At 58.1% G+C, this 20,623-nt stretch carries 15 protein-coding genes and 1 riboswitch; of the genes, 8 read left to right on the top strand and 7 right to left on the bottom strand.

Going from position 1 to position 20,623, the window contains the following annotated elements; genetic code table 11:
* Positions 1-106 precede the first annotated feature (106 nt).
* Positions 107-2,599, bottom strand: a complete 2,493-nt coding sequence (locus AC2TF6_RS01855) for a S1C family serine protease (RefSeq protein ID WP_491309739.1) — start codon at positions 2,597-2,599, stop codon at positions 107-109.
* A gap of 198 nt (positions 2,600-2,797) precedes the next feature.
* Between AC2TF6_RS01855 and AC2TF6_RS01850 the strand changes: the two genes are divergently transcribed.
* Positions 2,798-3,169: a LysM peptidoglycan-binding domain-containing protein gene (locus AC2TF6_RS01850; RefSeq protein ID WP_491309738.1), complete on the top strand. Its 372-nt coding sequence runs from the start codon at positions 2,798-2,800 to the stop codon at positions 3,167-3,169.
* A 68-nt stretch (positions 3,170-3,237) separates the two neighbouring features.
* Here AC2TF6_RS01850 and AC2TF6_RS01845 read toward each other — a convergent pair whose 3' ends face one another.
* The 6 genes from AC2TF6_RS01845 to AC2TF6_RS01820 all read right to left on the bottom strand — a co-directional run bounded on the left by AC2TF6_RS01845 (position 3,238) and on the right by AC2TF6_RS01820 (position 12,677).
* Positions 3,238-7,491 (bottom strand): Ig-like domain-containing protein, encoded by a 4,254-nt coding sequence (locus AC2TF6_RS01845; protein WP_491309737.1) that lies wholly within the window; start codon positions 7,489-7,491, stop codon positions 3,238-3,240.
* 171 nt (positions 7,492-7,662) lie between these two features.
* Complete coding sequence (locus tag AC2TF6_RS01840) at positions 7,663-8,514, bottom strand: DUF72 domain-containing protein (protein ID WP_491309736.1); 852 nt, start codon at positions 8,512-8,514, stop codon at positions 7,663-7,665.
* A 200-nt stretch (positions 8,515-8,714) separates the two neighbouring features.
* Positions 8,715-8,933, bottom strand: coding sequence for a hypothetical protein (locus AC2TF6_RS01835; RefSeq protein WP_491309735.1), 219 nt, complete (start codon positions 8,931-8,933; stop codon positions 8,715-8,717).
* A gap of 231 nt (positions 8,934-9,164) precedes the next feature.
* Positions 9,165-10,445, bottom strand: coding sequence for a DUF445 domain-containing protein (locus tag AC2TF6_RS01830; RefSeq protein ID WP_491309734.1), 1,281 nt, complete (start codon positions 10,443-10,445; stop codon positions 9,165-9,167).
* 214 nt (positions 10,446-10,659) lie between these two features.
* On the bottom strand, positions 10,660-11,346 hold the full coding sequence (locus tag AC2TF6_RS01825; RefSeq protein ID WP_491309733.1) for a metal-dependent hydrolase: 687 nt from the start codon (positions 11,344-11,346) through the stop codon (positions 10,660-10,662).
* 317 nt (positions 11,347-11,663) lie between these two features.
* Complete coding sequence (locus tag AC2TF6_RS01820) at positions 11,664-12,677, bottom strand: YeiH family protein (RefSeq protein WP_491311580.1); 1,014 nt, start codon at positions 12,675-12,677, stop codon at positions 11,664-11,666.
* Between the two features lie 536 nt (positions 12,678-13,213).
* Between AC2TF6_RS01820 and AC2TF6_RS01815 the strand changes: the two genes are divergently transcribed.
* The 7 genes from AC2TF6_RS01815 to AC2TF6_RS01785 all read left to right on the top strand — a co-directional run bounded on the left by AC2TF6_RS01815 (position 13,214) and on the right by AC2TF6_RS01785 (position 20,515).
* Positions 13,214-14,125 (top strand): LysR family transcriptional regulator, encoded by a 912-nt coding sequence (locus AC2TF6_RS01815; protein WP_491309732.1) that lies wholly within the window; start codon positions 13,214-13,216, stop codon positions 14,123-14,125.
* Between the two features lie 222 nt (positions 14,126-14,347).
* The gene (locus AC2TF6_RS01810; protein WP_491309731.1) at positions 14,348-15,931 is read left to right on the top strand and encodes a phospholipase D family protein; all 1,584 of its coding nucleotides are present in this window, start codon (positions 14,348-14,350) and stop codon (positions 15,929-15,931) included.
* Between the two features lie 108 nt (positions 15,932-16,039).
* Entirely contained in the window at positions 16,040-17,098 is a 1,059-nt protein-coding gene (locus AC2TF6_RS01805) for a permease (protein ID WP_491309730.1), read from the top strand.
* 219 nt (positions 17,099-17,317) lie between these two features.
* A riboswitch (cobalamin riboswitch) is annotated at positions 17,318-17,519 on the top strand.
* Positions 17,520-17,806: 287 nt separating this feature from the next.
* On the top strand, positions 17,807-18,574 hold the full coding sequence (locus AC2TF6_RS01800; protein WP_042231271.1) for an energy-coupling factor ABC transporter permease: 768 nt from the start codon (positions 17,807-17,809) through the stop codon (positions 18,572-18,574).
* Entirely contained in the window at positions 18,571-18,858 is a 288-nt protein-coding gene (locus tag AC2TF6_RS01795) for an energy-coupling factor ABC transporter substrate-binding protein (RefSeq protein ID WP_217560808.1), read from the top strand. The genes AC2TF6_RS01800 and AC2TF6_RS01795 overlap by 4 nt, the downstream gene beginning before the upstream one ends.
* Complete coding sequence (gene cbiQ / locus AC2TF6_RS01790) at positions 18,855-19,664, top strand: cobalt ECF transporter T component CbiQ (protein ID WP_491309729.1); 810 nt, start codon at positions 18,855-18,857, stop codon at positions 19,662-19,664. Before AC2TF6_RS01795 ends, cbiQ begins: the two co-directional genes overlap by 4 nt.
* Entirely contained in the window at positions 19,661-20,515 is an 855-nt protein-coding gene (locus AC2TF6_RS01785) for an energy-coupling factor ABC transporter ATP-binding protein (RefSeq protein WP_491309728.1), read from the top strand. Before cbiQ ends, AC2TF6_RS01785 begins: the two co-directional genes overlap by 4 nt.
* The last annotated feature ends 108 nt before the right edge of the window (positions 20,516-20,623 follow it).

Below are 20,623 nucleotides of genomic sequence, written 5' to 3'. Positions count from 1 at the left end.
GAAAACAGACGGGCAGGAGAACGCGTCTCCCGGCCGTCTGTTCCTGTTATGCCCATTGTAAGAGATGCCGGATGGACATGCAATCGTTCCAGTCACACAAATCCGACTATTTTCCGAAAACCATCGACCGGACGGCCTTGTTCAGACGCTCGGCATTCGCTTCGGTATGCACCGCGTCGTTCAGCCTTGTCGTAATCACGTAGACTTTCCCGTTTCTGGAAAGCACATACTCGGTTTCTTCGTAGCCGACTTTTTTCACCGAGTAATGAACGGTAAATTTACGGACTGTCGTACCCAGCAGGCTGACGTCTTCCGCTTTGACCTTGTAGTCCGCATCGGCCTCGGCGCTTTTCTCGTGGCCGTCGTTGATTTCAGCGGCTTTCTCCTGCCAGTCGGTTCCCTCCTCCGCGTCTACGGCAAAGTATCCGCCGGTGAAGGTATAGAAGGAAGCGCCGCCTTTTTCGAAATCCGGATCGCCGTAATCTTCCGCGTATTCGCGGGTCCACGTTTCCGGTATTTTCACCGTATACCCGTAGTCCTCATCGGCATACCGGATCGTCCGGTTTTTGTCCAAAATTTCCTGTTCGTCCTGAATGAAGCCTACGCCGGCGTCCATTTTTTTCACATCCAGCCGGATGGAGGAAATAACGGTTCCGAGCAGCTTGTCGGCCTCGCCGGCCTTCAGGTCTTTCGGATAATGGATCGAAAACTTGTATTTATACCCTTCTTTCACCAGATAAACCTGGTGGATGCTTTCCCATTTGTCGCCCATCGTCGCGGAGAACGTAACCTCCCGGGACTCCGTACCGTCCAGCGTTCCTCGCTTAACTTCCGAAGTCTCTCTGTAGGACGCGGCGAAGGTTTCTTCGAAATCCGTTTTGTCCCGTTTCACCCAGGCATCGAGCGTATCCCCGGTCGTTTGGGAAGTCACTTCGATGGAAATTCCCTGGCTCATGGTATCGTTCGAATATTGGACATCGGTCCGGTAAGGCGACTCGTTCCATTTATCGGGCAGGGCAAAGGTAAGCCCGTATTCGTTCGATACCTCGTCCCCGCTGCCGCTTTTCGTCTTGGCAATGTCCTTGAGCTTGGCATCCTGCCGGTCGAAAACGGTCCGGAAGCTGTCCAGCAGATCGGCGTAGCTGTTCGGCCCCGCTTTCGTGCCGTTATCTTTGTCCTGGCTGTAGGTCAAAGCCAGCGAGTACAGCTTGTCATGGTCCTGATAAAGCCGGATCTGGTAGACCATGCCTCCCAGCTTGCCGGTTACTTTAGCGTACGGCTGCGCGCCGCTCTTCACGTACTGCTTTTCCAGAATGGTGCCCATTTTCAGCTCCGCAGCCGTCTTGAGCAGCATGGCCGGAGAAAGCTCGTCGCCCTGATCTTCGACGGAGACGGACAACGTAAAGTCACCTTTGGCGTCGGCAAACCGCACCACCGTGCCGTCCGCGCTCTGGAACTGCTTGATCAGCCCGCTCGGATATTTCATCGACCAATTCTGGTTGCTGTCTCCGATTTTCGTCTTGCCCCGGTCCGTATTCAGTCCCGTATTGTCGGTATTGTCTGTCTGACGGGCATCCTCGGACTTCTCTTCTCCCAGCGCGACCTCGCGGGTTACCGTCTTCCCTCCCGCCTGCACGGTCAGCTTCACGCTCTGTCCGGGCAAATACTGCTTTAATACTTCGTTGTACTGGACGGTCGTGTCCACCGCCTTGTCACCGATAGACACCAGGGTGTCTCCCTCTTCAATGCCCGCCTTCTCGGCCGGCGATCCCGGTTCCACGTGTGAAACCGTCAGGCCGTCATCGGAAGGAAGGCCGACAGCCGCTTCCCAGCTCTCTTCCAGTTTCAGCCCCAGAAACGGGCGTTTCACTTTGCCGTAAGCTTCGAAATGCTTAAGCACATAGTCCACGGTATCCACGGGAATGGCAAATCCGAGATTGTCGACTCCGTACTCCGAGTATTTGAGCGTATTGATGCCGACGACTTCGCCCTTCATGTTCACGAGAGCGCCCCCGCTGTTGCCCGGGTTGATGGCGGCATCCGTCTGGATGAGCCGGTATTGATCGTTCACCGAGCGGTCGATGCCGCTCACGATCCCTACGGTAACGGAGTTCCGCAGCGCGAAGGAAACCGGCGTACCGATGGCGACGACGGTTTCACCCACGCGGAGGCTCTTCGGATCGGCGAACGATGCCGTCTGAAGGCCGGTCGCTTCAATTTTGACCAGAGCCAGATCGCTCTGTTCGTCCAGATTGGTCACCTTGCCGGTATGAGACTTTCCGTCCGAGGTCACGATGACCAGGTTGCTCATGCTTTTCACCACATGCGCGTTGGTCACGATGACCCCGTTCGATTTAATGATCACTCCCGTGCCGTGCGCCAGATCGTAGCGGTCTTTATCTGTGCCTTTATCGGTTTTGCCGCCGGTAGGCTTGCCGATGATGGCGACTACGGACGGCGATGTGCGCGCGATAATCTGTGGCAGCTCGTCCGAGTCGGCCGCGGCCCGCACAGGCGTGCCGAATCCGAATCCGGAAGCGGCTGCCAGCATGATTGCCAGCACAATTCCGCACAACCGGAAGGTATTGCGGTTTAGCATTGGTAGACCCCATTCCCCATGAAAATTTTGGTAATCTATATATTCCGCTTCAAATCTAGCACATTCCTCCCAAGGTCGGCAATGGAATTTTTTCATGTCAAAGCATCTCGCACCGGGCGTTTGCCGGGCACCAAGTGCCCAGCCGGCACATACAATACGGCAGCTACTATCCTAACTCCGTTCATGGGAGGAACCTTTATGAATACTTATGTCGTGCAGCCCGGCGACACGCTGTATCTGATCGCAAACCGCTACAACACCACGGTGGAAGCTCTGCTCCGCGCCAACAACTTGTCCACCCCTTATGTCTATGTGGGGCAGACGCTGTATATTCCCGCCCCTGGACCGGTGCCTGGGCCGGGGCCGGGCCCTGGCCCAGGGCCTGGACCTGCACCGGGGCCTGGTCCCGGCCAAGGCCCTGGCTTCGGAAACCTGGATCAGCGCGTAAACCGGCTGGAGCGCGAATTCAACCAGTTGAACCGGGAACTGGGCAGACTCACCCGGGAAGTCAACCGGCTCGATCAGCGGCTCGACCGTCTGGAGCAGCGGGTTACCAGGCTGGAACGTTAAAAAGGGTGTTCCGGAAGCGGCAAAAAAAGGACTTTGGAGACTATTCGTCTCCAAAGTCCTTTTCGTTCCTACGGCGTGTGACGGCCCATAAATTGATAGCTTCCTTTGGGGTACACATTCCATTCTCCGTACTTGGAGAACTGCTTCGATCCGGTAGAAACGCCGGACTTTCTAACCAGCGTTCCGCCGTTAGGCAGGAACTGCGCCGTCGAAGAAGGATCTCCGAGCACATCGACAACCTGGCCGTCTTTTTTCAGTACCAGGGCCACCGTGTTCCATTCAGCCGGATTGTAGAACCTGATCCCGTCCTCGTTATAATAGACGGCTGTGGTTATATCAAAGAAATCGTAAAAGATCGAGTCGATGAAAATATAAGGAACAATAAGCGGTTTGCCCGGCCCCTGATCAAGAAGTGCCTTGCTGATCACGTTCATTTTCCCGGTTTTTTTCATATATTGATGCGCCTCAACGGTATAACCGGTCGGTTTCTTGCCCGGATCCATATCCCCGCTGTAATAGAGCTCAAACGCGATTCGTCCGTCCCCTCCGTCCAAATATTCCGAGAAGAAAATTTGCGGAGCGCCCTGGGCTTCGGCGACGACCCGGAATACGGCCGCTTTGCCTTGAGCGCCGATTACCCACAAATAAGACATTTCGTTAGCCAGCGCAAGCGTTTTTCCGTTCAATACGGTAGGACCGCTGATGATGGCATCCGGCGTGCCTTTGTACACGCGGAACGAGGTTTCGCCGGGAAACAGCTCGGCCAAATCGTAAGTGAGCGGGTCTCTTATGCCCTGTTTGGTCCGTACGGTAACGATCTCATTGTTCACGAGCTGAGCCGTGCGCACGTTAATCTGGAACTCGGCGGTCCCGCCCTTGCCGTCGTCTGCCGTAACCGTCACCTGTCCGTCCGCGCTTCCCGTGCCCGGGTTCAGCGTTAAGATATTGCCCGACACGGCAGCCGAAACGACGGCCGGAGAAAAACCCGACACCGTGTACGACAGAGCATCTCCGTCCGCATCCGTGAAGTACGAAGCGAGATCGAACGTCCGCACATTCGTAACGCCCGGTGTAAGGAGCTGATCGGGGATGTTCTTCACCACCGTCGGCGCGCTGTTCAGACGCTGAACGACACGGATGGCGAATTGTGTACTCTGATCGCCCTCGACCGGGTGGTACACGCTTAGGGTGACCGTAGCCGTACCTTCGCTTATCGGCGTCATGGTCAGTTTTCTGTCCGCCAAAAGAATCGTCGCAACAGAAGTATCGTACGTATTGGCCGTTACCGTAGCAGCGGCATCAAAGCCCGCCAGAAGGGCGGTCAGATCCAGCAGTTTAGGCATTCCGAGCTCCACCGTCTGATCCGGGATCGTACCCAGCGTATTCGGCATACGCACGTTGACGGTAAAGGTCACGGCGGCCTCGCCGCCCCATCCGTCTTTGGCGGTGACCCGGAAAGCGGAGGTGCCTACCTGAAGGGCGTGCAGCCTCAGCTTCTGTCCGGCTACCTCCCAGGACACCGTACCCGGAACCGATGACAGGACTTCATAGGTCAGAGGGTCCTGGTCCGCATCCGTAAACAGCTGTGAAAGATCCAGTTCGCCGTCCTCTCTGCCCGTCACGAGGTAAACATCGTCCGGATTGCGGACAGCCGCCGGCGCACGGTTAACGGACACGGTGAAAGAGGCGCTCACCTCTCCGCCCTTGCCGTCCTTGGCCGTCAGTTTAATCACGGCCTGTCCGCCTTGGAGCGCCGTCAGCAGCAGGGAGTCGCCCTGCCGGACTGCCCCAACGACGGAAGGATCCGATACGGTATATTCGTAAACAAGCGCATCCTGGTCCGGATCGGTAAATACTTGCGCCAGGTCCAGAGCGGTATCCGTCTGGCCTACGGCAAGCAGCCTGTCCGCAGGCTGCCGGCTCACAACCGGAGATTGGTTAAAGGGGCTGACGTGAACGGTCAGATCCGCGGTGCCTTCCCCGCCTTTTCCGTCCTTTGCCCGCAGTCTGATCACGGCCGTTCCGGGCTGGTTAGCCTGGATGGTCAACAGGCCGGACTGGACGCTTGCGGTCGCAACCGACGGGTCGCCTGACTCGGCTTCGTAAGTGAGCGTGTCCCCATCCGCATCCGTGAACAGCCGCGAAAGATCGAGAGACGAATGGGCGGCTCCCGGAGCCAGATACACGTCAGCCGGATTTTGCGATGCCGCCGGAGCCGTATTTACCGTGAGCTCGAACGTGATCGACGTTTCACCGCGAGACCCGTCATTCGCCACGATATCGTTCTGAGCCGTCACCGTTACGGACGTGTGCCCGGAGCGAAGAGGGGTCAGACTCAGCCCATCCCCGTTTACCCACACATCCGCGATTGCCGGATCTGCCAAGGAAGCGGAATAGGTCAAATTCCGCAGCGCCTTGTCGCTGAAATAATCACTCAGCCGCACTGTACCGGACCCGCCGTTCAACTGGACAAGCTGATCGGGAATAGGCTGGGCAACCGGCAGCGCGTAAACGGTGACCTTGACGGAACCGCTGATTTTATTGCCGTGCTGGTCGTCGACGGATACTTTAATCGTTGCAGTCCCGCTTGCCGAAGGCGTCAAAGTTGCCGTGTACCCGCTCGTGGATACGCTCACGACCCTGTTGCTGCTGGAGATGGCCGAAATTTTCAGCGTGTCTCCATCGGGATCTGTAAAGAATGCCGATAGGTCGATCGAGGCCCCCGTGCCCCTCTCCATGAAAATATATTCAGGGAAAGGAGTTACCTGAACCGGTGCGCCGTTGGATGAACCGGAAGAGGAGGAGCCCGCGGTGCCGCCGGAAGGAGCTTGGCTTCTCGTAACGGCCGAAGCAGGCACACCCTGTCCCAGTGAAACCGCCGCCACCTGGGCCGACGATCCGATTGCCACCTGGGAAGCCGCATTCGAGACCTGCAGCTGGTCAATCGTTCCCGTGCCTTCGATGCTTATGGAAGCGGAACCTGTTACGTTCAGCTGCCGGATCGAAGCGCTTCCTGTAATCTGCGCGGGCTGCGAGCTCTGTACCGTAACTTGCCCAAGCGATCCGTGCAGATCCACCTTGGCGGAACCGTCCGAAAGAGTAAGCTCCGGCACCCGAGCTTCCACGCCGACTTCCACTTGGGCCGAAGACTGGATGTCCATCTGCTGGACGACGGTTTTGCCCGAGGCCACGATCCGCACATTTTCTTTAAGAACAGTCAAGCCGTTCAGCTCGGAATTTTCGAAAACGACCGTATTGTCGTCGCCTCCGGCTACTCTCGTCTGCCCTTTAACTTTGATACCTTCTGCGTAAAAGTCGTTTTCCAGCCCCTTCGCAACGGTCAAATCGCCGTTGATTTGCAGACCAGTCACGGACAAATAATCATTGGATACGATCAGATCCCCGGGCAGGACGGCCCCGTTACCATCCAGTACCAGATTGCGGGAAAACTCCTCTTCCCCGTCTCCGGCCGGACTTCCGGATGTGCGCAGTTCAAGTGAACGGATCGCGTCGATCTTGCGGCCATTCGCATGAAATTTCAGCTTGGCTTTGGAAAGAACCGCCTTGTTCTTCTCCGTAAAAAGGGCCGCCGTCTCTTCGGACAGCTCATATACGACACCGTTCAGTTTGATGTGGCGGGAATCTCTGATTTCCTGGAGAATCATGTCATGTTCGACGGAAAAAAAGGTGGCCAGCAGCATTTCAGCCGCTTCGCCGCGGGAAACGGACCCTGTCGGAAGAAATGAGCCTCCGGCAAGCTTCATGGAACCTTGTTCCAGACTGGCCCGGACGTAAGATTGCGCCCACGGAGCGGTCCGATCCCAGTCTCCGGGCAAAACAGGCTCGCTGCCGCCTTCGGAAGAAAGCTCGGCGGCGCGCATCAGCATGGCCGCCATTTCCTGGCGGGTTACGGGAGCTTGAGGGCGGTAGTTCCCCTCTCCGTCGCCTTGGACGATACCGGCCTTGCGGATCGCCTCAATATACGGACTTCCCCAGCTGCTTGCGGAAACATCCTTAAAGGACGCAGACGATGCGTCAAGCGGAAGCTCCAGTGCATGTGTAAGGAGAACCGCCATCTCCACCCGGGTCAGCGGATCTTTCGGCCGGAAAGCTTCCGCAGCACCATCGAAAAGCCCCAACTCGACCGCCCGTTGAATACTTTGCAGCGGATTTCCGGTTATCCCCGAAAGATCGGCAAAGCCGGCTTTCTGGGTTGCGGGGGCGGCACTTACGGCCGAGCCTCCCGCCGTTCCGGCGGAAGCTGCCAGAGCGCCTGCCATCAAAACAGATAAAACCTGTGGAATCTTACGTTTCTTTCTCATCTTTCATCTCCGCTTTGGTTGAATTTTCTTTGCTTGAATGACCCGGCTTATCCGACCCTTCTAAATATCACGAGTTTGATTCTTTCCGAGGGTTGCCGACTCCTCTTTTAAACGACAAAAAAAGCCATTTGCCCATAAAAGGCATATTGGCTTTTCATTTCGGAGCAGAGATCAGAAGAGGTCCAGCTGTCTCGGAGCGAGTCCCTGCTCGTCCCCGATGCCGAGCAGCTCCATCATCTCTTTGGCGTTGGCGGCTGCATCCCCGCCGGAGTTATTGTTGAAAATAACCACGACTTCGCGGCTGCTCCGTTCCAGCGCCTTAAGACGCTCCTTCCACTCCAGGAGCTCGGCCCGGCTGTAGCGGTACAGGTACCGCACGTCGCGCCAGCTCTTGCCCGGAGGCGCACCGACCCAGCCGCCGTCGTTGCGGCCGTGGAACCGGACCAGCGTCAGGTCCGGATTGGCTGCGCGGAGCACGATCGGCACCGATCCGCTGCCGACCTGGGGCTCGTCGCAGACCGTGTGAATCCAGCCCTCCTGTTCCAGGAAGCCGAGCGTGCGTTCCCGCACTTCCGGGGCATACCAGCTGCGGTGCCGGAACTCCACCGCGAGCGGCAGCCCGTCCAGGAGGCTCTTCGCTTCACGGAGCGCGTCCACATTTTCGCGGATACAGTCAAACCAGGGCGGATACTGCATCAGCACCGCAGTCAGCTTTCCCGCCTCACGCATCGGCTCGATGGACTCCGCGAAAGCCCGGAACATCTGCTCCGTGCTTTCGAAAGGATTTTTCCCGCGCAGGTGTCCCGTCATGCCCTGGTACGCTTTGACGACGAACCCGAAACCGGGCGGCGTCTCCTTCACCCACTTCCGGGTATTGCGCAGGGGCTGGACGGCGTAAAAGGAGCTGTCCAGCTCCACAACCGGAAAATGCGAGGAATACACTCTCAGCTTTTCTTTCTTGTCCGCAGGAGTCGTATAGAGATCGTCATGATCTCCCCAGCCTGCCAATCCGATTCGTATCATGCCAATCCCTCCTCCGGCAGCGTCCTTTATGCGGCTGTAATCAACCGCTTTTTGTTCCATTTTAACACATACGATTACCCGAATCCTCGCCGTTTGTCCCACCCGGCTCAAGGTTCCGGGCCAATAATCCCCATAACGAGACTGCACAAAAAACGCCGGAGAACAATTCCCCGGCGCTTTCGCTAGTATCGGCTGGACCGTTAACGGACTGGAGAAGGGCAGAATTCGTCTTTCACCGTGTAGCAGTGAACGTGTTTAGGCACGGGCACACAGTGATGACGGTTGACGATTTCGATCGGATGAACGACTTCTACGATTTGCGGGTGATAAAAATCTCTGTATACTCTCGTAGGCGGATCGAATACCTGCTTCTCCGGGCAAAGACAGTGATTATGATGGTGGTGATGATGATGACTCATATTGAACCTCTCCTCTCGAATATTTCTAATTCAGCATACGAAGGGAGAGACGTTTATGCCTGTTCACTTGCCTATTGCGCGGAGACTTTTTTCCGCTCTTGTCCCAAGGGCATGCCCGTAGGCGCCGGCGGCCCTTATCGGACAGATGACACGGCCCCTTAACGTGCAGCAGGCACAGGGCAGTGCGCTCACCCGGCGCTATGAGGAGACTGCCGTCTGGAGCAGTCGGCGTTATTGTCCGAAGAGCATACGCACCCCTTCGAGAGCGAGCCCGATAATAAATCCGCAGACGGCGCCGTTGACCCGAATCCACTGTAGGTCTTTGCCGACCTTGTTCTCAATGAACTCGATCAAGGTGGCATTGTCCATCTTGTCGATATTCTCGCGGACAAGAGCGCCGATTTTGGAATGGTTGCGCTCCACAAACTCGGTGATCTGCGCCTTCAGCCATTCCTCAAGCTTGCGCACGGTATCCTCATCGCTGCGCAGGCGGCGGACGCCTTCTTCAAGCAGCGGCATGACGGTCTCGTCCAGCAGCGGCCCTTCCTGCAGCTGCTCCAGGAGCCGGTCGCGCCAGCTTTCGATCATAGCGGTAAGCCGCTCCTCCAGCCGGAGCCGGTCCGGCAGCTGTCCTGCCAGGTTACCGACGGCTTCGTGCAGCCGCTCGTTGTCTTTGAGGCCGCTCAGCTCCCGGCGGACGATGTCGAGCAGGCCGGCGCGGTTGCGGTGGCCGGGAAGCCGCAGGGCCGCCAGGTTATCGAGCAGCGCATGCTGAAGCATGCCGCCAAGCTTGTCCCCGGACAGAAATCCGAGGAATGCATTCTTGGCGAAGGCCATCAGCCCGTTCATCTCGATTCCCTGAATAACCCCCTCGGCGATCTCCCCGAGGAGGCGGCGCGTCTCGGCCCGCACGGCCCAGCGTTCGGCACGGTCGATCAGGAAATCAATTGCCGGCTCTTCGTAGCCGTGCGACAGCACCTGATCGACCGCCAGCCCCACGGCCGCGGCCGGGTCCATTTTGCCCGCCGCCTGCCGGATTTGCTGCGAGGCAAAAGCGGCGATCTGCTCGGCGGGCAGACGCTCCAGCGCGTAGCGGCAGGCGTTGCGCACCGCCTCGCGCGCACCTTCCGAGCGGAGCGCTTCTTCCGCTTTGACGAGCATCGTCTCGACAAGGCGCATCTGGCCGATCCGCAGCGCGATGCTTTCCTTGCCCAGCAGGTTGTCTTCCACCGCGGAAACGACCGCCTTCGTCATCTGGGCGCGGTTGTTCGGCAGCAGCGCCGTATGCGGGATCTTGATCCCCAGAGGGTGTCGGAAAAGAGCCGTGACCGCAAACCAGTCCGCGAGTCCCCCGACAAGGCCCGCTTCGAAGCCGCTCTGCAGAAAGGCTCCCGCAGTATGCGGAGCGAAAGGAAGCGTGGCCAGGAAGCCCGCTCCCATCACACCGAGCGAGACCGTCGCGATATGTTTGGTCTCTTTAGGTTTTTTCTCTCTCGATTGAAGTTCCTGCATAGATGAATCCCTCCGACAGGGCATAACCGGCTGGGCAAACGGATGCCGCCGGTTTCCTGGTTTTTATCGTTAACAGCATTATCGCCGATTTTTCCTATGAACTCCAGAGGGTGCGTACTCCGCCGCCCGGGATACCGAAGCGGGGCTGCCTTTGTACGTATGTACACAGACAGCCCCCTCGTTTTTGGTTCCCTTATCGTTACCCCGGCAGGTCCTAGACGTCCAAGGTCTCGCCCGGTGCGAGCCGGACGCCTTCCTGATACGCCTGCTTCAGCTTTTGAATCCATTCGCTTGCATCCTGCTTGATCACGTCGAACGTATTGTAGTGGGTCGGAATGTATTTCTTGGCGCGCAGCCATGTAGCCGCAAGCACCGCTTCATCCGGTCCCATCGTAAAAACATCTCCGATCGGCAAGGCCGCCACATCGATGTTGTACATTTCTCCGTACAGCTTCATATCTCCGAAAAGGGCCGTGTCGCCCGCGTGATAGAACGTTTTGCCGCCCATGGTCAGCAGAATGCCCCCGGGTTGTCCCCCATCCACGAATTTGCCCGGCTCTACCTCAATGCTGGAGGAATGGAAAGCGAGCGTATATTTGACGGTGCCCCATTCGAACGTGGCGCTGCCGCCGATGTTCATGGCAAAGGTTTTGAGTCCCTTCGATGCGAAATAAGAAGCAATTTCAAAATTTGCGATAATGACGCAGTCATTTTTGCGGGCGATTTCCTCGGCATCCACGATGTGGTCACTATGGCCGTGTGTAAGCAGGATGGCGTTCACTTGAATTTCTCCCGGATCGGCTACAGCCAGTGCATTTCCGCTTAGAAAAGGGTCCAAGAGTACCCGGTATCCTTCGTTTTCTACCAAAAAACACGAATGTCCGTGATAAGTAATTTGCATATGAGCGCCTCCTTCAAGTTTCAACTCGTTCATTACCCCGTTGACGGGCTTCCGAAACATCCATTATAACCGGTAGGTGTATGTATAAAATGCGGCCTGCAAACAGACCTTTCAATGGAAGTGTGCCCAGCGGAACGCCGGTTCAAACAGGATCTTTCGGTTCCCTGTCTCTATTAAACCCCAAACTGGAAGGCAAATACAACTTTTCGGGTACGCAAAAAGCCCTCTTGCATGGACAGGCGGCGGTAATCGCCAAGCATCTGTCCACTTCAAAGGGCTTCATTTAAATCGCGGGTTCATGGTCTATTGTTCATCTCTCAGCCAAGCAGACGCAGGACATAGACCTCCGCGATGCCGAGCAGCGAGAGCAGCACCGAGCCCAGCAGCACGGCTGCGGAAGCCCGGAGGCCGTGACGCCGGAACACGGCCAGGTTCACGTTCAAGCCGAGCCCCGCCATCGCCATCGCGATAAGCAGGTAGGCGCCTTGAACGGCGGCTGCCGCGGCGGGCTGCGGTACGATCCCGATCGTGTTCAGAGCTGCTGCCGCCAGGAAGCCCACGATGAACCACGGGATCGGCACGCCCGCCTTGCGGGGAGCGGCGTCCCCGGCTGCGCCGGAAGCCGCGGTGCCCGCGGCGCCTTCGCCGGCGCCCCGACGTTCCCGCCGCGCCGCCCAGACGCCGAGCGCCAGAGCGACCGGCGCGAGAAGGGCCACGCGCGTCAGCTTCGCGACGAGCGCGCTGTCTACCGCGGCACTGCCGCCCGGAGCGGCGGCCGCGATGACGTGGGCAATCTCGTGCAGCGTCGCACCCGAGAAGAAGCCGTACTCGGCGGACGAGAAGCCGAGCAGCGGATACACCAGCGTGTAGGCCACGGTGAACAGCGTGCCGAGCAGCGCGATAACCGTGACGCCGACGGCCGTTTCGTCGTCGTCCGCCTTGATTTGCGGAGAGATGCCGGCGATAGCCGCCGCCCCGCAAATCCCGGTGCCGCAGGCGCTCAGCATCGCGAGGCGCGGGCCTACGTTCATCCTCCGGGCGATGGCGTATACGACGACGGTCGCGAAGAGGATGTTGCCCGCCGCCGCGGCGAACACGGCCGGCCCCGCATGTACCACATCCAGCAGGCTGAGGCGCATGCCGAGCAGGATGATGCCCGCGCGGAGCAGCTTCTTGCTGGCGAAGGCCAGCCCGGCCGGGGCGGATGCCGGCACGGGAGCGGCGGCACGCCAGGCGATGCCGAGCAGCAGGGCGAGCACGAGCTGCCCGATGACATTCAGGCCCGGAATGAGGGCGAGCGCTTTGGCCGCGAGGGCCAGCGCAAGCGTCATTCCGAGGCCTGTGGCGAGGCGGGCGGCGGCTTTGCCGAGCCCGGGCCCGGCTGCGAAATCCGAGGCGGCAAGCGTATTGGTTTTTCTTGCCGACACAGCCGGGTGTGTCTCTTCCGGCCGTGTTTCTTCTTTTATAACAGGAGATCCTGTTCTGTCTTGAGAAACGGTGCTTAACCGTTGTTTTATTGGAGTGCGGCTTTCATTCGAATCCGTCTTTTCTTGTCCCGTTTCATGTAAAGCCGGGGTTCCTAACCGCTGCGTGAAAGTTTTCATCTGTCGACCCCTCCAGTTCGTTTCTGGCTCGTGTTCACACGGCTATCGAACGCGTTCTTTATTTTCACTATAAGAGGACGCGCGGGGGAACGGAAATACGAATACGCGATGCCAATCATTACAAAAACTTATGATACAATGGAGGCAACGGCCGGACGCTCTTTTCGCTTCTACAAAAGGGCTTTTGAACCGCCAGGTTTTCAGCCGCATGCAGCCGCTTTCCGGCTGTCTTCCTACACTCAATCGTTGCGGAGGGATTTACGATGATCGTCGATCATTTGCGCGTGTTTGCCGCCGTGGCGGAGCAGCGCCATTTTTCCCGGGCCGCCGAGGCCCTGAATATTTCCCAGCCCGGCGTCAGCCAGCATATCCGGAATCTGGAGCAGGAATTCGGCGCCAAGCTGATGATCCGCTCTCCCAAACAAGTCAAGCTGACGGAAGCCGGAGAGCTTCTTTATGCGAGAGCCAAAAAAATTTTGCGCCTCTATGAAGAAGCCCGTCAGGAAATCAACGCTTTGCAGCACGTCGTGACGGGATCGCTTAAAATCGGCGCCAGCTTTACGATAGGCGAATATATCCTCCCCCGCCTGCTGGCCGATTACGCCAAGCATTACCCGAAGGTGGACATCCAGTCCACGATCGCGAACACCGTCGAAGTGGTTCAAGGTGTGCGCCGCGATCATTTCCACATCGGGCTGATCGAGGGGATCGCGGACGCCCCGGACGTAGAGATCGAACCTTTTATGGAAGATGAAATGATTCTCATTGCTCCCCGCGATCATCCTCTGACACGGGAACCGTTCAAGCTCCAATCCTTGCAGAACCAGACGTGGGTTTGGCGGGAGCCCGGGTCGGGAACCCGCGATTACAGCGATAGGCTGATCGCCGAATGGCAGCTGAACGTGAAGCGCTCCTTTATGTTCAGCAGCTCCCAGAGCGTGAAGGAAGCGGTGTCCGCGGGCCTCGGGATCGCTCTTTTGTCGAGATGGATCGTGCGCAAGGAGCTGGAATCGGGAGAAATCGTCCATCTGGGAGCCGGCGGCCGCCGTCTGACCCGGACGCTGACGATGGTGCGCAGAGCCGCGGGTGAAAACTCGAAGGCGCTGGAAGTATTCGTCCAGAAAGTTCGCGGCGCTCATGAGGCGATGCAGGTTCCGGGCCCCCCCGCACCCTGATCGGTCTCCGTTCCGTTTCCTTGCGCGGCACGACTGCCGCTGTCTTCGCTTCCGTTCTTCTTCCTGTTCCAAAACTCCCCTGCTTCACATGCCCCTTCCCGGCGTTAAATAGTCGGTAGCCTGTAACGGCCTGCCCCTAACCCCTGCGGGAGTCTATAGACTCCCCGCACCGGCGGACAGACAGGCTCCGTTACGTCCACTACAAGTACGGGGAGAATGCTCATGGAGCCCTTAAAACGAACCGAACGAAACCCTTTGCCCCCGGTCCGCTCTTCGGAAGATACACGGAAGCAAACCGAACAAAGCTGGCTCTCCTCGAATTGGCTGAAGGGCGGTATCCTGCTTCTTGTCTTTTTCATCTGGGCAGGTATCGTGGCCGCCGTTCATACACACAAAGCTTTGCCTCCGGGCCTGTCGTTCGAAGGAAAAGCCTACCGGGCGGAGAGCGTGGATTTTCTCTATGATCTTTCCTATAAAAAAGACGGCGGCTATCATCAGGAACAGATGATTTTCGACCGGGTCAACCAAGCTATCGCGGAAGCGAAGGAATTTATCGTGGTCGACATGTTCCTGTACAGCGGGTACTACGACAACGACCAGGCCTTCCCGCCTCTGAGCGGACAGCTGACGGAAAGCCTCCTGGACGCCAGGCGGAGACATCCTGACATGCCGATCACGGTCGTTTCCGATGAGGTGAACACGACCTACGGCTCGCACCCGTCTCCGGAGCTTGAGCGGCTCAAAGCGGCCGGTATCGGGGTCGTACTCACGGACACGAACCCGCTGAGAGACTCCGTCCCGCTGTACTCCGCCGTCTGGCGGATGGGGTTCCAGTGGTTCGGACAGTCGGGCAAGGGCTGGCTGCCCAACCCTCTGGCGGATTCCGCCCCCAAAGTGACGCTGCGCTCTTATTTGAAGCTTTTCAATGTCAAAGCGAATCACCGCAAAGTCGTCGCCACCGAAAATACGGCGCTGGTGCTGTCCGCCAACCCGCATGACGCCAGCTTCAACAACTCGAATATCGGGTTTCAGATAACCGGCAGCAAGGACTTCATCTCCGAAGTCGTCGGAACGGAGCAGGCCGCTTCCGTTATGTCAGGCGGACCCGCGCACCTTCAGCCGAAGGCGGCCGATAAGCAGGGGGAACCCGCACGTCCGGAAGCGGCGTCCGGAAACGGAACGCCAGAACCTGCGGCATCCTCCAAGGACGCCGTGACCGTACGTCTGCTTACGGAAGGGAAAATCTATTCCCGCCTGCTTGACAGTATCTCGGCAGCGCCCAAGGGCAGCGAGATCCGCATGGGTATGTTCTATCTCGCCGACCGCAAGGTCATCGCCGCTCTGCTGGATGCTTCCGCGCGGGGCGTATCCATCCAGCTGCTGCTCGATCCGAACCAGAATGCGTTCGGGCACAGCAAGACCGGGATTCCGAATCGTCCGGTCGCCGCGGAGCTGAGGAAGAAAACGGGCGGTAAAATCGCCGTTAAATGGTACAACACCGCCCAGGAGCAGTTTCATACGAAGCTGATCTACATCCGTCATCCGGACGGCAACGCCGTCATTAACGGCGGCTCCGCCAATTTCACGCCCCGTAATCTTGACGATCTTAATCTGGAAACGAACGTGGAGATAACGGCACCGGCAGGCAGCAAAATTACACGGGACCTCGACCGCTACTGGGACCGCCTGTGGAATAACCGGGATGCGGAGTATTCCCTGGAGTATCCGGCCTATGAGGATAAGCTGGTCGGCTTCAAGCGAATCGTCTATCATCTGCAGGACATGCTCGGATTTACGACTTACTGAATCCTTAGTTCTCTACTTGGAACAGGGATTTCTGACAGAAGTAGGCCGTTCTTTTTCCCCGGTGACTATGGTATAGTTGCAAGTGGATTTAGAAAGGTGGGACATCACGTGAATACATCTCCAACTCCGGCTTCCACCAAAAGCAGACCGCGCACTGCTTACTGGAAGCCTTTTATATTTATCGCCATTCTCATAGGCGGGTTGTTTTACGTAAAGTGGGAGCCCTACTTCCACAAAGCGCTTACCGCGGCGGCCAAGCACGACATCGGGAAGTCGATTCTCGCAGGCTCCGCCGAGCCTTCGCTGGCCGCGGCTTGGGACTACTCCGTCGTCTATTTCAAAGCCGTCTGGAAAGCCGCGATTCTCGGCATCGTCCTCGGCTCTCTGCTTCAGGTGCTGATCCCGCAAGACTGGCTGAAGCGGGTGTTCGGCAAGCGAACTTTCGGCAGCACGGTAGCCGGCGGACTTAGCGCCATGCCCGGCATGATGTGCTCCTGCTGCGCCGCTCCGGTAGCGGTCGGCATGCGCAAGCAGTCGGGCTCCATCGGCTCCGCTCTCGCCTTCTGGATCGGCAACCCGGTACTGAACCCGGCGACGATCATTTTCATGGGCTTCGTGCTTGGCTGGAAATTCGCCATTCTGAGAATCGCCGCGGGGATCGTGCTCGTGTTCGGCGTCTCGTACTGGGCGGAGCGCCTCGTCAAGAAGGACGATGCAGTGACCGGCGAGCTTCCGCAGACGCCGATTATGCAGCCGCAGTCCGGGCCGGTCGTCGTCCGCTGGCTGAAAGCGCTCTGGACGATGTTCTGGACCGTGGTTCCCGTCTATTTCATCGCCGTATTCATTCTCGGCGCCGCACGCGCTTGGCTGTTCCCGGCCCTCGATCCCGCGATCGGCAACAGCCTCGTCGCCTTGATCGGGCTCGCTTTGGCCGGAACCCTGTTCGTCATCCCGACCGCCGCGGAAATTCCGATCGCCAAAACGATGATGGCCCTGGGCCTGGGCACGGGACCGGCCGCCACGCTAATCATGACACTACCTGCGGTCAGCCTGCCGTCCCTCATTATGGTGCGCAAGGCTTTTCCAGCGCGAGTGCTCTGGTTCACAGCCGGTATGGTTGCCCTGACAGGAATCGTAACCGGCGTGGTCGGCATTTTCGTCCTATAAGTTCAGAGTTTGGGTTCGGGTTTAGTCTATAAAATAAAATTTCAGCGAGAGGGCCGATACCCCTCTCGTTTTTCTTTTCCGCAAACAAAAGAAAGCGATGTCAAAGGCAAGGGAAAAAGAGATTCCGAAACCGATTCCGGCAGTATTTCAGCCTTGAAATTCATGCCTTTTCCGCAATTGACAAGGTTTGGGACATCCTGTAGTATTATCACGGAAAACTGCATATTTGTGGAAACAGGTATTTTAGAGCCACTCTAAAATTTAAAAGGGAAGAACGGTGAAATGCCGTCGCGGTCCCGCCACTGTAAGGGGAAACACTCTCATTCACATCCGGCACGAAGCCACTGGAACTAAGACGTTCCGGGAAGGAGCCGGTATGGACGCCCCGAGCCAGGAGACCTGCCTGTTTTGACAGCACTGATACGACCTACGAGGAATAGGGAGGTGTTTGAGATCGCAAACTTTTTTTGTTGCGTGCATAAGACATCGTGTTCCCGTGCGAAGGGAAGGATGTCTTTTTTTGTGTGCGGAGAAGAGGTTCGGAGCCGGGAATTGCGGCATCGGAATCATCGGAAAGAGCTTGCGGAACTGGCAGCCGGGCGGCCGGTTTAACGAATCCGCGTCCGAAAGCACAGCAGGGGCATGGCCCCGTTCTGCCGCACTGGCCGCCGCTTACGGCGGACCCACATTTATGAAGGAGGATTTCCGATGAATATCCGTAAAACCCTGGCGTCTTTTCTGCTTATAGCCGGAATCGTCTGCTTCTTTCTGGTAAACGAGCCGGAGTCGGCTTACGCCATGCATATCATGGAGGGCTTTTTGCCGCCCTTCTGGGCCTTATTCTGGTGGGTGGTCTTCCTGCCATTCTTCATCCTGGGCGTCCGCGCTCTGATCCGAATTACAAAAGAAACGCCGGAGCTCAAGCTTATGCTGGGTCTGGCCGGAGCCTTTACGTTCGTCCTGTCCGCCCTGAAAATTCCTTCGGTTACGGGAAGCAGCTCCCACCCGACGGGTACCGGACTCGGAGCCATCCTGTTCGGACCGCTTCCCATGAGCGTCCTCGGCTCCGTTGTCCTTCTCTTTCAGGCTCTTCTCCTCGCCCACGGCGGGCTTACGACACTAGGCGCCAACGCATTCTCGATGGCCGTTGCGGGACCGTTTGTCGGCTATGCCGTGTACAAACTCATGATCAAATCGACGGGCAGGCAGAAGCTCTCCGTCTTTACGGGCGCCGCGCTCGCCGATCTGACCACCTATCTGGTCACCTCCGTACAGCTGGCGGTGGCATTTCCCGCAGCCGACGGGGGCATGCTCGCGTCTTTTGCCAAATTTGCGGGTATTTTCGCCGTCACCCAAATTCCGCTCGCGATCAGCGAAGGGCTGCTAACCGTTCTGGTTCTAGGCTGGCTGCAAGCCTATACGCCGCATGAAATTTCCGCTCTGCAGCGCAATTTGAAGGGAGCTGACCGTTCGTGAAAACGTGGAAGAAGAATGTCTGGATTCTGGTCGCGGTCGTCCTGCTTGCCGTGCTGCCGCTCATTTTCGTTAAAGGAGAGTTCGGAGGAGCGGACGGAGCCGCGGAGGAAGCGATTCAGGAAATCGCTCCGACTTACGAGCCTTGGTTCGCGTCGCTGATGGAGCCTCCGGCTGAAACCGAAAGCATGCTTTTCGCGCTGCAAGCCGCGCTCGGTGCCGGTTTTATCGGGTATGTGATCGGCCTGTATAAGGGGAAAGCCTCCAAACCGAAGCCCAAAGCATGATGCTCAAGCGGATCGACACGATTTCCTATGCCAATGCTTTCCGGGGAATCTCCCCCGTCTGGAAATGCGGATTTGCCGGCTGTCTCTTTATCCTGTCCTATGCCGGCGCTCCGCCCGTTCAAGCGGCCGTTTTCGGATGGATGACGCTTTGGACCCTGCTTTACGCACGTGTCCCGGGCAAACTTTACTGGCTCGTATACGGCGGCTCGCTGCTGTTCTTCGCGGCCAGCCTGCCTGCTCTCCTGCTGGAATTCGGAAGAAATACAGGGACCGGGGTTCCCCTTTCTTCGGGATGGATCATCGGAACGGCCGGTCCATGGACCGTTTATGTCACGGGAGAATCTTTATCCCGTACAGCAGAGCTGTTTATGCGGGTCTCCGCCTGCCTCGCTTGTCTACAATTTGTGTTGTTCACGACGCCCTTGCTGGAAATTCTTCAGGTGATGAAAAAAATCCGCATTCCTCAGATCGTGATTGAGCTGACCCTGATTATGTACCGCTTTATTTTTTTGCTCGCCGATACGGCTCACGCCATGCGGACCGCCCAGCGCTGCCGGGGCGGACAGAACGGATTCGCAGGCGGGCTGCGCGATACCGCTCTGCTGATCGTTCATCTGTTCGGCCGGACGATGCAGCGTTACCGCGGTCTGGCCTACGGGCTAACCTCCCGCGGCTTCACGGAACGGATCGAACTTGCCCCCTATGAAGCGGCCCCCGTCCCGCCTCGCTACAAAGCCGAAGGCGTGACCGGGATCTTTATGCTGACGGCAGCACAGATTTGGCTGAAATGGAGGGGATTCGCATGAATCCGATCATGGAACTGGCGGACGTCGTCTACAGCTATCCCGGTACCGGAAAAAAGGCCCTGGCCGGACTCAGTCTCACGCTTCCGTCCGGCCGGAACATTGCGCTTTGCGGACAAAACGGCTCCGGAAAATCGACGTTTTTCCTGCATGCCGTCGGCATTCACCGGCCGCAATCGGGGACCGTGTACTGGAAGGGCGCCCCTGTGTCCTACAAGCGCCAGGATCTGCAGGAACTGCGCAGGCAGGTAGGACTCGTGTTCCAGGACCCCGAGCAGCAGCTCATTCTCGGTACGCCGTATGAGGACGTCTCCTACGGCTTGCGGAACGCCGGCGTTTCCGAGCCCGAAATCCGCGCCCGGACCGAAGCGGTACTGGAGAGAATGGGCCTGGAGCAGCTCGCCCATACCCCTATCCATCACCTGAGCCTCGGGCAGAAGAAGCGCGTCACCCTGGCCGGCGTTCTCGTGCTGGAGCCGAGCCTGCTGCTGCTCGACGAGCCGACGGCGTATCTCGACCGTGCGTCGGAGCGGCTTCTGCTGGATGAGCTGGCGGACATCCGGCAGAGCGGCGTCACCGTGGTCATGGCGACCCACGACATGGACCTGGCCTACACGTGGGCGGACGAAGTCCTGGTCATGGCCCAGGGCGCCTGTCTGCTGCAGGGGACGCCCGAGCGGGTTTTCGCGGAGACGGACACCATCGAACGCATCGGTCTGGAGCTGCCCATGCTCCTCCGGCTGTGGCGCTCCCTTCCCCGTGCGCTGCGGGAAGGCATCGACCCTCCGAGGAGCGCCGACGCCTTCGGGGAGCTGCTCGCGGCCCGGCTTCAAGCGGCGGCCGCGAAGAGCTAGGCGCTTGAAGCCCACACAAAAAAGCAGGTCAGGAATTTCTCCTGGACCTGCTTTTTTGTGTGTTAAGCGACGAACTCGGACGGACAGAGCCCGCTCGAGGGGCCAAGC

Source organism: Paenibacillus sp. JNUCC 35 (assembly GCF_058269095.1).
The sequence above is the reverse complement of the archived record's forward strand: the minus strand, read 5'-3'. Positions and strand labels throughout refer to the sequence as shown.